Source organism: Arthrobacter sp. zg-Y1143, assembly GCF_030125565.1.
Classification (GTDB): Bacteria; Actinomycetota; Actinomycetes; order Actinomycetales; family Micrococcaceae; genus Arthrobacter_B.
This window is the reverse complement of sequence record NZ_JASKLW010000005.1, coordinates 155,483-169,332: the sequence shown is the minus strand read 5'-3', so window position 1 is coordinate 169,332 and position 13,850 is coordinate 155,483. Positions and strand designations below refer to the sequence as shown.

General features: G+C 67.6%; 9 protein-coding genes. 2 read left to right on the top strand and 7 right to left on the bottom strand.

Features of this window, described 5'->3' with window-relative positions; all coding sequences use genetic code 11:
- Positions 1–53: 53 nt before the first annotated feature.
- Positions 54–2,555: a DNA gyrase/topoisomerase IV subunit A gene (locus QNN98_RS07265; RefSeq protein WP_283996653.1), complete on the top strand. Its 2,502-nt coding sequence runs from the start codon at positions 54–56 to the stop codon at positions 2,553–2,555.
- Between the two features lie 114 nt (positions 2,556–2,669).
- Here the strand turns inward: QNN98_RS07265 and QNN98_RS07260 are convergent, their stop codons facing one another.
- From QNN98_RS07260 to QNN98_RS07250, 3 genes are all read right to left on the bottom strand, one after another.
- Positions 2,670–4,982: a heavy metal translocating P-type ATPase gene (locus QNN98_RS07260; protein WP_283996652.1), complete on the bottom strand. Its 2,313-nt coding sequence runs from the start codon at positions 4,980–4,982 to the stop codon at positions 2,670–2,672.
- 75 nt (positions 4,983–5,057) lie between these two features.
- A complete protein-coding gene (locus tag QNN98_RS07255) occupies positions 5,058–5,282 on the bottom strand; it encodes a heavy-metal-associated domain-containing protein (RefSeq protein WP_227910926.1) in 225 nt (74 codons plus the stop codon).
- A 35-nt stretch (positions 5,283–5,317) separates the two neighbouring features.
- Positions 5,318–5,683, bottom strand: a complete 366-nt coding sequence (locus tag QNN98_RS07250; RefSeq protein ID WP_227926537.1) for a metal-sensitive transcriptional regulator — start codon at positions 5,681–5,683, stop codon at positions 5,318–5,320.
- Positions 5,684–5,799: 116 nt separating this feature from the next.
- Between QNN98_RS07250 and QNN98_RS07245 the strand changes: the two genes are divergently transcribed.
- Positions 5,800–6,489, top strand: a complete 690-nt coding sequence (locus tag QNN98_RS07245) for a metal-dependent transcriptional regulator (protein ID WP_229959482.1) — start codon at positions 5,800–5,802, stop codon at positions 6,487–6,489.
- Positions 6,490–6,505: 16 nt separating this feature from the next.
- On the opposite strand, the gene QNN98_RS07240 is transcribed toward QNN98_RS07245, so the two are convergent.
- The 4 genes from QNN98_RS07240 to QNN98_RS07225 all read right to left on the bottom strand — a co-directional run bounded on the left by QNN98_RS07240 (position 6,506) and on the right by QNN98_RS07225 (position 13,729).
- On the bottom strand, positions 6,506–7,498 hold the full coding sequence (locus QNN98_RS07240; RefSeq protein WP_283996651.1) for a GNAT family N-acetyltransferase: 993 nt from the start codon (positions 7,496–7,498) through the stop codon (positions 6,506–6,508).
- Between the two features lie 28 nt (positions 7,499–7,526).
- Positions 7,527–11,000, bottom strand: coding sequence for a thiol reductant ABC exporter subunit CydD (gene cydD, locus QNN98_RS07235; RefSeq protein WP_283996650.1), 3,474 nt, complete (start codon positions 10,998–11,000; stop codon positions 7,527–7,529).
- Positions 10,997–12,013 (bottom strand): cytochrome d ubiquinol oxidase subunit II, encoded by a 1,017-nt coding sequence (gene cydB / locus QNN98_RS07230; protein WP_227926541.1) that lies wholly within the window; start codon positions 12,011–12,013, stop codon positions 10,997–10,999. Before cydB ends, cydD begins: the two co-directional genes overlap by 4 nt.
- A gap of 114 nt (positions 12,014–12,127) precedes the next feature.
- Positions 12,128–13,729, bottom strand: a complete 1,602-nt coding sequence (locus tag QNN98_RS07225) for a cytochrome ubiquinol oxidase subunit I (protein WP_283996649.1) — start codon at positions 13,727–13,729, stop codon at positions 12,128–12,130.
- Positions 13,730–13,850: the final 121 nt, after the last annotated feature.

Sequence of the window (13,850 nt, the reverse complement as noted above, 5' to 3'; positions counted from 1 at the left end):
AACCACCCACCTCCTGCCACCCACCTCCTACCACTGCAAGGATTCGACACAGCATGGCCCGGCGCCAACCCGTCTCCAAGTCCGCACCCGGCGAAGTGATCGCCGAGAACATCATCGATATTGATGTCACCACCGAGATGGAAGGCTCGTTCCTCGAATACGCCTACTCGGTCATCTATTCGCGCGCCCTTCCGGATGCGCGGGACGGGCTGAAGCCCGTCCAGCGCCGCATCCTGTACATGATGTCCGACATGGGGCTGCGCCCTGACCGCGGGCATGTGAAGTCCGCCCGCGTGGTGGGCGAGGTAATGGGCAAGCTGCACCCGCACGGTGACACGGCCATTTACGACGCCATGGTGCGCATGGCGCAGGACTGGGCGCTGCGCCTGCCGCTGATCGACGGGCACGGCAACTTCGGTTCGCTCGACGACGGCCCTGCCGCCGCCCGGTACACCGAGGCCCGGCTGGCGGCCCCCGCGCTGACCATGACGGACCACCTCGATGAAGACGTAGTGGACTTTGTGCCCAACTACGACAACCAGCTGGAACAGCCCGAAGTGCTGCCCGCCGCCTTCCCGAACCTGCTGGTTAACGGCGCCACCGGCATTGCCGTGGGCATGGCCACCAACATGGCCCCGCACAACCTGGGCGAAGTCATTGCCGCCACCCGTCACCTGATCGCCAATCCCGATGCCGGGCTGGATGAACTGATGCGGTTCATTCCCGGCCCCGACCTGCCCTCCGGCGGACGGATCGTGGGCTTGGAGGGCATCCGGGATGCCTACGCCACGGGCCGCGGATCCTTCAAGACCCGCGCCAAGGTCGAAGTGGAACAGCTGACCGCCCGCCGCACCGGCCTGGTGGTGACGGAACTGCCCTACATGGTGGGCCCGGAAAAGGTCATCGAAAAAATCAAGGACGCCGTCACGTCCAAGAAGCTGCAGGGCATTTCCGACATTGTGGACCTGACGGACCGCAGCCACGGGCTGCGGCTGGTGATCGAGCTGAAAAACGGATTCAATCCCAACGCCGTGCTGGCGCAGCTGTACAAGTTCACGCCCATGGAGGATTCCTTCGGCATCAACAACGTGACCCTGGTGGACGGGCAGCCGCGCACCCTGGGCCTGGTGGAACTGCTGCAGGTGTACGTGGCCCACCGCATCGGCGTGGTCCGCCGCCGCACTGCTTACCGCCTGGGCCGGAAGAAGGACCGGCTGCACCTGGTCGAGGGCCTGCTGATCGCCATTGTGGACATTGACGAAGTCATCCAGATCATCCGGTCCTCGGATGAGACCGCTCAGGCCCGCCAGCGGCTGATGGCCGTGTACGACCTGACGGAGATCCAGGCCAACCACATCCTGGAACTGCGGCTGCGCCAGCTGACCAAGTACTCCCGCATTGAGTTGGAGAAGGAACAGGACGAGCTGCGCAAGGCCATCGAGGAGCTGGAAGCCATCCTGGGCTCTGAAGAGCTCCTGCGTTCCCTGGTCTCGGACGAGCTGGGCGAGGTAGCGGCCAAGTACGCCACGCCGCGGCGCACCGTGCTGCTGGAATCCGAGGCTGCCTCCCCGCTGAAGGGCGCCGCCGTCGCCGCCGCTGCTGCAGGCGCCACCGGCAAGGGGGCCAAAGCCGTCCTGCCGCTGGAAATCCCGGACGACCCCTGCTGGGCCATCCTCTCCACCTCGGGCCAGGTGGCCCGCACCTCGGACCAGGACCCCCTGGCTGAAAGCGGCCAGCGGGTGCGCCACGACGTCTTCCGCTCCGTGGTGAAGACCACGGCGCGCGGCGAGATAGGCGCGCTGACCTCCAGCGGCCGGATGATCCGCGTGCAGGTGCTGGATTTGCCGGCCCTGCCCTCCACCGCCGGGCTGCCGAACCTGGCCGGCGGGGTTCCCGCGAAGGAGTTCATGACCCTGTCCAAGGGCGAGAAACTGGTTGGCCTGGTGCCGCTGAATGAAGTAGTGGCACTGGGCACCCGCAACGGCGTGGTGAAGCGCGTGAACCCGGATTACCCGTTGAACCGGGACGATTGGGAAGCCGTCACGCTCAAGCCGAAGGACGAGGTGGTTGGTGCTGCGGTGGCCGCGCACGAGACCGATGAACTGGTCTTCATCACCCGTTCGGCGCAGCTGCTGCACTTCCCGGCGTCCGCCGTCCGTGCCCAGGGCCGCACGGCCGGCGGCGTGGCCGGCATCAAGCTGGCAGCCGACGACGCCGTGGTGTACTTCGGCGTGGTGGCCGCGGATGATCCCGATGCGGTAGTGGTGACGGTGTCCACCGCCGCCGAAACCCTGCCGGGCACACCCGGCGGCTCCGTCAAGGTGACGCCGTTCGAGGAATTCCCCGCCAAGGGCCGCGCTACTGCCGGTGTCCGGGCGCACCGTTTCCTGAAGGGCGAAGACGCTCTGGTGGTGGCCTGGGCCGGGCACGGACCAGCCAAGGCAGCTGCTGCCAACGGCGTAGCCCGGGCGCTGCCCACCGAGCACGGGCGCCGGGACGGGTCCGGGGTGCCGCTGGCCAATGCAGTGGACGCCGTCGGCCCCAGCCAGGGCTAGCCCCGGCACACAAGGCACCGCCACACCAAGCACAGCCACACAAGCACCGCGCAAACCAAGCGGCAGGCATGGTCCGTTGGACCACGCCTGCCGCTTTTTTCTGTGCCGTGCAGCCTACTGGGCGTGCTGTTTGCCGAAGCTGCGCAGCCGCAGCGAGTTACCCACCACCAGCACCGAACTGGCGGCCATCGCTGCTCCGGCAATCATCGGGTTCAACAGCCCGAAAGCCGCTACCGGGATGCCCACAGCGTTATAGAAGAAAGCCCAGAACAGGTTGGTCTTGATGGTCGCCAGCGTACGCCGGGACAGCTCGATGGCGGTGGCCACCTGGCCCAGATCGCTGCCCATCACGGTCAGGTCCGCCGCTTCCATGGCAACGTCGGTGCCCGTGCCCATGGCAATGCCGAGGTCGGCCTGCGCCAGCGCCGCGGCGTCGTTCACGCCGTCGCCGGCCATGGCCACGGTACGTCCCTGGTCCTGGAACCGCCGGACTGCCTCCACCTTGCCTTCCGGGCGGACGTCCGCGAGGACGTCTTCCGCCGGAATGCCTACCTGTTCCGCCACGTGGGCCGCCACCACGGCGTTGTCACCGGTCAGCAGCACCGGACGCAGGCCCAGGCTGCGGAACCTGGCAATGGCAGCCGCCGAGCCGTCCTTCAGGGTGTCCTGCAGCGAGATGATGCCGGCCGCGTGCCCGTCCACCGCCACCAGCACCGCTGTGGAACCGGCAGCCTGCTCCTGTCGCAGTGCCGCATACGCGCCGTCGGGCAGGTCGACGCCGTTCTCATCCAGCCAGGCCGGACGTCCGGCGACAACGCTGCGGCCGTCAGCGGTGCCGCGCACCCCTCCGCCGGGAGCCGAATCGAATCCGGCGACGGAGACGGTGCCCGGGCCGGAGCGGGCGGAGGCCGCGATGGCCCGGGCAATGGGATGCTCCCCGGCATCTTCCACCGAGCCGGCCAGGCGCAGCAGCCCGTCCTGCGTCAGGTCCGCGGGGGCACTGTCCAGGAGCCGGACCCGTGCCACGGACAGCTTGCCGGTGGTGATGGTTCCGGTCTTGTCCAGCACGATGGTGTCCACGGTGCGGGTGTCTTCCAGCACCTGCGGGCCCTTGATGAGGATGCCCAGCTGGGCACCCCGCCCGGTACCGGTCAGCAGGCCCACGGGTGTGGCCAGCCCAAGGGCACAGGGGCATGCAATAACGAGCACGGCAACCGCCGCCACGAACGCTGCCTGCAGGTCACCGGCGAAGAACAGCCAGAGCAGGAAGGTCAGCACCGCAATGCCCAGGACCACCGGCACAAAAACTGCACTGATCCGGTCAGCGAGCCGCGCAATGGGCGCCTTGCCGGACTGGGCATCGCTGACCAGGCGGCCCATCTGCGCCAATGTGGTTTCGCTGCCCACACGGGTGGCCCGGACCAGCAGCCGGCCCGAAGTATTAATGGTCGCCCCGGTAACGGGGCTGTCAACGTCCACTTCCACCGGCAGGGATTCGCCGGTGATCAGGGACGCATCAACGGCGGAACGGCCGTCCACCACGACACCGTCGGCCGGGATTTTCTCCCCGGGCCGGACTACGGCAATGTCGCCCACGGCAAGCTGGTCCGCCGGGATCCGGATTTCCTCTCCGCCGCGCAGCACGGTCGCGTCCTTGGCACCTAGGCTCAGGAGCGATTTCAATGCGTCCGATGCCTTGGTCTTGGCGTTGGCCTCTAGGTAGCGGCCCAGCAGCAGGAAGGTCACCACCACCGACGCCACTTCGAAGTACAGGTGCGGGTCCGCGCCCATGCCCGGGTCTGCGGTCAGCCCCGGATCGGCCAGCAGCTCGCCCACCGAGAACAGATACGAGGCCGCGACGCCGATCGCCACGAGGGTATCCATGGTGGACGCCAGGTGCCTGGCGTTGATGGCCGCGGCCCGGTGGAAGGGCCACGCGGACCACGTCACCACAGGCAGGGCCAGCAGTGCGGCCACCCAGCCCCAGTTGGGAAAGGCCAGGGCCGGAACCATGGAAATCAGCAGGATCGGCACGCTGAGGACGGCGGCGGCAATCAGCCGCGGACGCAGCTGTGCTGCGGTCCCGCCGTGGGACATATGGTCCTCGCCTGAGCCGCCGTGGGCCAGATGGTCCTCGCCTGCGTGGCTGCCCTCCGCATGCGCACCATGCGCGGCGGAGTTGCCGGCCCGGGTCTTCAACCGTGCCTGGTAACCGGCAGAGTTCACGGCGTCGAGGATCTGCTGGTCCGTCACTGAAGCCGGTGCCGTTACGCGCGCGCTTTCCAGCGGCAGGTTCACCGATGCTTCCACGCCTTCGATCTTGCCGAGCTTGCGTTCCACCCGTGCCACGCAGGAGGCGCACGTCATGCCCTGGATATCGAGCTCAACGGCCCTGGCGTTGTTGTTCACCAGTTCCTGGGTGTCCATGGTTCTTCCCTTCTGTTGCTAACTGCCGGCTGTCCGGGGCCGGGTCCCGCGTTGGGCCGGGCCCGGGAACGGCTCCTAGGCCGTGGTTTCGACGACCATGTAGCCCGCTTCGGCTACCGCTTCGCCCAGTTCCGCCGGTGCCATCCTCCGGGTGGAGGTGACGGTGGCGGTGGAGACCCCGCCGGCGTTCAGGTCAACGGAGACTTCGCTGACGCCGTCGAGCGCTTTCAGTTCTTCCGTGACGGAGGCTACACAGTGGCCGCAGGTCATACCGGAGATGTTCAGTGTGGTGGTTTCCATATCCTTCTTCTTTCTTGGGTATTCTTCGGCGGACCCTAGCGCAGGAGCCGGCCGATCGCGTCGGCTGCTTCCTGCACCTTGGCCTGGACGAGTTCGGGGTTGCCGGTGCGCTCTGCTTCCTGCGCGGCATCCACCACGCAATGCGACATGTGGTCCTGGACCAGCCCCAGGCTGACGGCATGCAGCGCCTTATTGATGGCGGCGACCTGCGTGAGGATGTCTATGCAGTACTTGTCTTCCTCCACCATCCGGGCGATGCCGCGGACCTGGCCCTCAACCCGCTTCAGCCGGCGCAGGTACGCAGCTTTATCGGAGGTGTATCCGTGCACTGCGGCCGGCGCCGCAACGCCTGCCGGTGCCGCCCCGGGTGCGTGCACGGCATGTCCGGTTGCTTCTGTCATGGTTCTCTCCCCTCGCTTTCCCCACCAAGCTATACCCCCAAGGGGTATAGGTCAAGTACCCCCTGGGGGTATTTGAGGGCCATTTTTTCAGGCAGGCCTTCCAGTAAGGTGGGACCGTGGCACCACACAGCGAACTTTCCACGGCTACCCAGGATTACCTGAAGGTCATCTGGACCGCACAGGAATGGACGGATGAACCCCTGACGGTCTCCGCGTTGTCAGTCCACATGGGGTTTTCGCCGTCGTCGGTCTCCGAAGCGGTGAAAAAGCTTACGGCCCAAGGGCTCCTCACACATGCGCGCTACGGCTCCATTGCCCTGACCGCTGCCGGCGAGACGGCGGCCGTGGGCATGGTGCGGCGGCACCGGCTGATCGAGACGTTCCTGGTGGAGTACCTGGGCTACCGGTGGGACGAAGTCCACGACGAAGCCGAGCACCTGGAGCACGCGGTTTCGGACAAAATGGTGGACGCGTTATCCGCCCGGCTCGGCCACCCCGTCCGCGACCCCCATGGAGACCCGATTCCCGCCCGCGACGGCAGTTTCCCGGTATTGGATGCCCTGCGGCTCAGCCGCTGCGAGCCCGGGACGCGCGGCGTGGTGGCACGCGTGTCAGACAACGAACCGGAACTCCTGCGCTATATCGCCGGACTGGGACTGCACCTGGATACGGTGCTGACCGTCCTGGCGCGCCAGCCCTACGCCGGAACGCTCACCATCGAAGCGTGCGGGCGTGCCATGGAACTGGGCCTCCCCGCCGCCGAGGCGATATGGATCCAGACAACCCCGAAGCACACCCCCGCCTAGAGGGCACGGCCACGTCTTAGAGCACGGGTTTGTCGAAGACCACTTCGCGGTGCGTCGGACGGTAGCCAAGGCTTTCGTACAGGTCATGGGCGCCGGAGGGGTTCTCGGTGTCCACCCCCAGTCCGGCGTTGTCCATCCCGCCGTCGCGGAACCGGCGCATGGCTTCGCCCAGCATGGCCGGTGCCAGCTTGCGTCCGCGCCAGTTCCGTCGCACCCCAAGGAGCATGGTGTAGCCCTCTTTGTAGCCGTGGATGGCCTGGCTCTCCGGGTCGAAGCTGGCCAGCTGGTATGCAGCGACTTCCCCGGTGCCGGAATCGATCACTGCGAAGCTCCAGTCCGGACGGAACTCGGGATGCCCAACGGTGAACGCCCAGCGTTCCTTGTTGCGCGGCTCGCTGCCCCAGTGGTCCTTGAACGCTTCATTATGCGCCCGGCGGATGGCGTCGGAATTCGCGGCGCTGAACGTTTGGAACTCCATGCCCGCCGGCAATTCGGCGTCCGGCAGGTCCGTGTGCAGCGGCCGGCTCATCTCCGTGAAGTACCGCACCACACGGGCGCCGGCGGACTCCAGCAGGGCAACGTGCGACGCGTTGGCTTCCTCGGCATAGGTCCGCAGCACACCGTGCTTGCGGTGCTCGCTGAGCAGCCGCTGCCGCAGGCGCGCTTCCTGCCAGCCGAACACGGCCGCGCCGATCCCGCGGCGGCGCCACTGCGGATCCACGCCGCCGAACCCGGACCCGGTTTCGGAGCCCGGGTTCAGCGCAATCCGCCCGTAGGCGCGTGCTGCCCCGTCTTTGTCCAGGCCAATCAGCGTGTCCAGCGCCGGGTCCCCGGAGGCGGTTTCCATTGCCTGCTCCAGGTCCCGGCGGTCCTCCACCCAGCCCGGTCTGTCCGCCTCCGCCATCCGGCGGATCAGCGCATACCAGGCATCGACGTCGTCGGCTGCGATGGAGCGCCAGCGGAGACCGGTTTCCGGGCCTGGGACTGTGGGAAGGGAGGGCGTCTGCATCCATCCACCCTAGGACACCCCATAAGCGCTAGGACAGAAGCACAGCCCCTGCGCCCAGGCCGACCTCCCGTTCGCACCAGGCGGCATCTGCAGGGTTGTGGGTCACCACCACCACGGCCTTGCCCTGCAGGCCGGACTTCAGGTCCGCCATGAGCTGTTCCCCGGCCGCCGCGTCCAGGTGGGCCGTAGGCTCGTCCAGGAGCACGACGTCGGCCTCTGCAAGCAGTGCCCGCGCCACGGCGAGGCGCTGGCGCTGGCCGCCGGAGAGGAAATGTCCGCCGGCACCGATGGGCGTGTCCAGTCCTTCGGGCAGCGTCCGGAACAGCGGTCCAAGCCCGACGGCGCGCAGTGCCTCGACCATTTCGGCTTCGCTTGGCGCCAGGGCGCGGTCACGGGCCAGCAGAAGGTTTCCGCGCAGCGTGGAGTCGAAGAGGTGGGCCTCCTGCGGGCACCACGCCATGCGCCGGGCAGCTGGCGGCAGCGACTGCGCCTGCTGCCCGTTGATGGTGTAGGACCCGCTTTGCGGTGTAAGGAACCCCAGCAGGACGCCCAGGAGCGTGGACTTGCCGCTGCCGGACGGGCCGGTGACAGCCACCCACTCCCCTGCCGATACCTCTAGGTCCACCCCGGCCAGGACATCGCGTGCAGCGCCCGGGTAGCGGTAACGGATGCCGTGCAGTTCCAGGTCCTGCACCGTGCCGAACCGGGCGCGCGCGGCCGCTTCGGCTTCGGTGGTGTCCTCCTCCACGTCATCGGTGCCCAGGTCCGGCAGCACCTTGTCCCCCAGCGTCCGCCAGGCGAAGAACTGCTGGATGGACCCGTTGACCGCAACAAAGGGTTCGATCAGGGCCAGCTGGACCAGGACCACCACGGCGGCCACTGTGGCCGGAGCCTCGCGGGCGGCACTGACCATGTAGAGCGCGCTCAGGGAGCAGGCGAGGGCGGTCAGGGCGTTGGCCAGCCCCTGTGCCCAGGCACTGCGCCGGACGGCTTTGGCCGCCGCCGCTTCGAGTTGTTCCTGGCGGGCCAGCACGGGTGCCGAGCTGGAGTTGGCTTCCAGGTCCCGGGCTGCGGAAAGCAGGCGGGCCATGCCGGACATGGACCGTGCCTGCAGGTTGACCGTGGCTGCCCGTGCTGCGCGGTCCGCGAGCAGTGCCAGCAGCGGAGCAACCAGCATTCCGACGACGCACAGCGCCACCTGCACCGCGAGGCCCTCAGGGACCAGCAGCCAGGTTGCCACGCAGGCTCCGGCCGCAGTGAGCAGTCCGGTCAGCGGCGCGAAGACGACCCGCGGCGCAATGTCCCGCAACTCGTCCACGTCGCCCACGAGCCGTTCCAGTGCACCGCCGCCGCGGGCCACGCGGCGCCAGCCTTCGGGCCGCTGCAGCAGGCCGTTCCACAGCCGTACGCGCAGGGTGTTCGTGGCGCGGAAAACCGCGTCATGCAGGGAGAGCCGCTCCAGGTAGCGCAGCAAGGCCCGGCCAATACCGAAGAACCGCACCCCCACAATCGCCATCATCAGGTACAGGATGGGCGGCTGCTCGCTGGCACGGACAATCAGCCAGGCAGACAGTGCCGTCAGGGTGACGGCGAACATGGTGGCGGCTGTGCCCAGGACCAGTGCCAGGACAAACTGCTTGCTCCACGGCCGCAGTACCAGCATGTTCTTCCACAGCGGCTGGTGGGCCGGGGCGGCTGCGTTCTCCGCTGCTGCCGTCATCGGCGCGACGGCGGAGGGTTCCGGCGACGGATCCGCCTGCAGGTCGGCGGTTCCAGTCAGGGACTCGGCCAGTGCCTCGGGCGCAGTCTCGAAGACCGTCTCGAACACCGCACCGCTGCCGGCGGGCTGCACCACGCCTGCGGGCGCATCCACGGGGATCAGGGTGTCTGCCACGGCGGCCGTTGCGGCGTCGTGCGCCACCAGGAGGACGGTAGCCCGGCCGCGCAGCCCGGCCAGCGCTGCACGGACAGCCGAAGCGCTGCGGACATCCAGGTGCGCAGTGGGTTCATCGGCCAGCAGCACCCGGACGCCGGGGACGGCGTCGATCCGGGCGAGGGCACGGGCCACGGCCACCCGGCGCTGCTCGCCGGGGCTGAGATCGGCGGTCGCGGCGTCCAGGAGGTGTCCGGCGTCGATTGCGTCCAGTGCGTCGCGGGCTGCGGCACGGGCGGGAGCGTCGGGACGGGTGGCGTCGCCGGCCGGCAGACCCGCGTACAGGGCAATTTCCCGGGCAACGGTGTCCTCCACGAGGACGGGATGCTGGGGTATCCAGGCCAGGGTGGAACGGTCAACGCCGTCAACGGATCCGCTGAGCCGGGTGTCCCCGCCGTCGCGGCGCAGCCCGGCCAGGGCCTCAAGCACCGACGTCTTGCCGGCACCGCTGGGGCCGGTCAGGGCCGCAATGGAGCCTGCGGGTACGGTGAAGCTCAGGTTCTCCACGGCCGGATGCGGGCGTCCCTCGTAACTGATGGTCAGGTTCCGGACCTGCAGGGGCGCGTGTCCGGGCACGGCGTTGCCCGGGGTTCCGGTCCCGGCGCCGCTCCCGGCAGCGGAAACCAGCGGACGGGCAGCCGGTGCGCGAAGCACGGCGTTGGTGCGGTTCAGCGCTTCCAATCCGTCTTCACTGGAGTGGTGCGCGGTACCCAGGTCACGCAGCGGTTGATAGCATTCGGGGGCCAGAATCAGGGCCAGGAGCCCCACTTCCAGCGGCATGCCGCCGTGCACCAGCCGCACGCCGATAAACACGGCCACCAGCGCCACGGAGATGGTGGCAATCAGCTCAAGGGCCAGGGAAGACATAAAAGCAACGCGCAGCGTGGCCAGCGTGGTGGTGCGGTAACGGTCGGCCACGTCCCGCAGGGCCCTGGTCTGGGCCTTGGCACGGCCAAGCCCCACCAGCACCGGCAGGCCCTTGGCCAGCTCCAGCATGTTGTCCGACAGCCGGTTCAGGGCATCCACGGCCGCGGCGGTCTTGTCCTGCGTATGCATGCCAATCAGGATCATGAACACCGGAATCAGGGGCACGGTCAGCACAACGATGAGCGCGCTGACCCAGTCCGCTGACAGGATGCGGATGCCTACCAGCAGGGGAACGACGGCGCAGGTCACCAGTGCGGGCAGGTACTTGGAGTAGTAGTTGTCCAGGCCGTCGAGACCGCGCGTGAGCAGGACGCTCAAGGCGCCGCTGCCCATGCCGGGCACCGTGCCGCCGTCGGACAGCACGCGGGCGGAAAGCTGGCGGCGCAGTTCGTCCTTGACTCCGGCCGCTGCCCGCTGGGCTACGGTGTCCTGCCCCCACACCGCCAGGGAGCGGAGCACGGCACCGGCGGCACCGAGGAGCAGCATCCGGTTCCAGTCCGGGCCGCCGCCGGCCAAGCCGGCAATTCCACCGGCCACGGCGTCGGCCAGCAGGACCAGGCCGGCCGCCTTGACGGCGGCCAGCAGGCCAAGAAGATACAGCGCCCGCCGACTGGTGGCGCTGACCGGCAGGACGGGCTTCACTGCGACTTGAAGCTGTGGGCGGCCGGGATCGCTTCAGCGCTGACCCGCTTGCGGAAGACCCAGTAGGTCCAGCCCTGGTAGAGCACCACGACCGGCAGGCCGAACAGTGCCACCCAGCTCATGACCTTCAGGGCGTACGGGGATGCGGAGGCGTTCTCCACGGTCAGGTTCCAGGCGGCGTCCAGCGTGGAGGGCAGTACCACCGGGTACATGGCGGCGAAGATGGTGGCCGCACCGGCCACGAGGAAGACGCCGAGGCTGACGAAGGTCGCCCCGTCGCGGCCGCGCCGGGCAAAGATCCAGGCGAGCAGTGCACCCACCACGGCCACTACCAGCAGGGGAAGCGTCGAGGCCTTGCCGTTCATGAACTGGACAATAACGGCCCAGGCAGCCAGCGGGAGGATGCCCAGCGGCAGCCAGTGCAGGACCACCTTGCGGGAACGTTCGCGGATCTCGCCGTCGGTCTTGAGCATCAGGAACGCGCAGGCGTGAATCAGGCAGAACGCCACAACGGCCACTCCGCCCAGCACGGCGTACGGGGTCAGCCAGGCGAAGGCCCCGCCCACCCGGTCGCCGTTCTCGTTCAGCGGCAGGCCGGTGGTGGTCAGCCCAAGCGCGGCCCCCACGCCGAAGGCGGCCACGAGCGAACCCAGGGCCATCCCCCAGTCCCACCGGTTGCGCCAGCTGTCACTGTCATGCTTGCCGCGGTACTCGATGGAGACCGCCCGGAAAATCAGGCCCATCAGCACAAAGACCAGCGGGATGTACAGCGCGGAGAACAGCGAGGCGTACCACATGGGGAACGCGGCGAACGTCATCGCGCCCACGGTGATCAGCCATACCTCGTTGCCGTCCCACACCGGGCCGATGGTGTTCAGCAGCACGCGGCGTTCCTTCTCGTCGCGGGCCATCAGCTTCATGAGCATGCCCACGCCCAGGTCGAAGCCTTCGAGGAAGAGGTAGCCGACCCACAGGAAGGCAATCACGATAAACCAGAACAACGGTAGCGACATTACAACAGAGCTCCAGGGATGCCGGCGGCCGGCAGGGTTGAAAGGAAGCCGGACAGGGTCGGGGTGGATCCGGTCCCGCAGGTGCGGGACCGGATCCGGCCGGTCCGGAAGGTCTTAGTAGGCAAAGTCGAGGACATCGGACTTCGCCTTTCCGGGCGTGCCGTCCGGGTCCATGCCCGGGGAGTTGAGGCCGCCGGTGTCGCCGTCGTCGTTGCCCAGCAGGTCCGGCATGGCAGCCGGGACGCCGCCGCGGACGAACTTGAACAGCAGCCGGACCTCAACCACCAGCAGTGCCAGGTAGACCACGGTGAACGCGATGACGGAGAAGAGCAGTTCGCCCATACTTACGCCCGGTGAGACGGCAGCCGCGGTGAACATAAAGACGCCGTCGGTGCCGGTGGGATTCGGTGCCACCACAAACGGCTGGCGTCCCATCTCGGTGAAGATCCAGCCGGCGCTGTTGGCGCCGAACGGCGCCAGGATGCCGAAGACGGCCAGGCGCATCAGCCACTTCGACTCGGGGACGGTGCCCTTGCGGACCACCCAGAGGGCGAAGGCCGCAGCGGCTGCTGCGATGCCGCCGAAGCCGATCATGATGCGGAAGCCCCAGTAAGTGACGGCGAAGTTCGGTGTGTAGTCGATCTCCGCGCCCGAGTTGGAGCCGTAGATTTCGTTGTCCGGCAGGTGGGTGCCGTAGTCGTCCTGGTACTGGTCCAGGAGGGTGTTCACGCCCCGGATCTCGGTGTCGAAGTCGCCGTTGGCCAGGAAGGAGAGCATGCCGGGGATCTCGAGGAGCGTGTCCACGTCCTCGCAATTTGCAGCGCCGGGGTCTCCGACGGAGAGGACGGAGAAGCCGGTACCGTCGTGGCAGGCAGCTTCAGCCGCAGCCATCTTCATGGGCTGCTGCGCGAACATGAGCTTGCCCTGCAGGTCGCCGCTGACGGCCACGCCGGCGAAGGCGACGACGGCGACGGCGGCGCCCACGCGCAGCGAGCGGAGCCAGACGGCGTGGTCGGTTTTGTCGCGGCCGATTTCGGGCCGTTCGCCAACTACTACGTTGCCCTTGCTGTCCACGGTGTCGATGCCGTCACGGCGCCGCTTCCAGAGGTGGTACCAGGAGATGCCGAGCAGGAAGCCGCCGGCTACGGCGAAGGCACCGAAGACGGTGTGCGGGAAGGCCACCAGCAGGGTGTTGTTGGTCAGGACGGCCCAGATGTCATTCATGACCGGGCGACCGTCGACCATTTCCACGCCCACGGGGTGCTGCATCCAGGAGTTGGCGGCCAGGATGAAGTAGGCCGAAAGCATCGAGGCAAGCGTGGTGATCCAGATGCTCGCCAGGTGGATTTTCTTCGGCAGACGCTTCCAGCCGAAGACCCATAGTCCCAGGAACACGGACTCGGTAAAGAAGGCGAGCAGCGATTCCAGGGCCAGCGGGGCGCCGAAGACGTCACCGACGAAACGGCTGTACTCGCTCCACGCCATGCCGAACTGGAATTCCTGCACCAGGCCGGTGGCCAGGCCGAGGATGAAGTTGATGAGGAAGAGCTTGCCCCAGAACTTGGTCATCCTGAGGTACTGCTCTTTGCCGGTACGTACCCAGGCCGTCTGCAATGCTGCGACCACGATGCCCAGGCCAATGGTTAGCGGCACCATAAGGAAGTGGTAGACGGTGGTGATGCCAAACTGCCACCGGGCGATATCCAGTGCTTCCACGCGATTTGTCCTTCAATAGTTCGACGACTTCTACAGGACGTAGAAGACTGACTTCTACACAGCGTAGAACATCGCCGCAAAGATTTCTACGTGATGTAGAACCACAGGCCGAAACGCGGTA

What these genes read in the sequence shown, in the direction of transcription:
- QNN98_RS07265 (WP_283996653.1), top strand. Translation starts at nt 54, where the DNA reads ATGGCCCGGCGCCAACCCGTCTCCAAGTCCGCACCCGGCGAAGTGATC.
- QNN98_RS07240 (WP_283996651.1), bottom strand. Translation starts at nt 7,498, where the DNA reads ATGCAGACGCCCTCCCTTCCCACAGTCCCAGGCCCGGAAACCGGTCTC.
- QNN98_RS07250 (WP_227926537.1), bottom strand. Translation starts at nt 5,683, where the DNA reads ATGACAGAAGCAACCGGACATGCCGTGCACGCACCCGGGGCGGCACCG.
- QNN98_RS07260 (WP_283996652.1), bottom strand. Translation starts at nt 4,982, where the DNA reads ATGGACACCCAGGAACTGGTGAACAACAACGCCAGGGCCGTTGAGCTC.
- cydB (WP_227926541.1), bottom strand. Translation starts at nt 12,013, where the DNA reads ATGTCGCTACCGTTGTTCTGGTTTATCGTGATTGCCTTCCTGTGGGTC.
- QNN98_RS07255 (WP_227910926.1), bottom strand. Translation starts at nt 5,282, where the DNA reads ATGGAAACCACCACACTGAACATCTCCGGTATGACCTGCGGCCACTGT.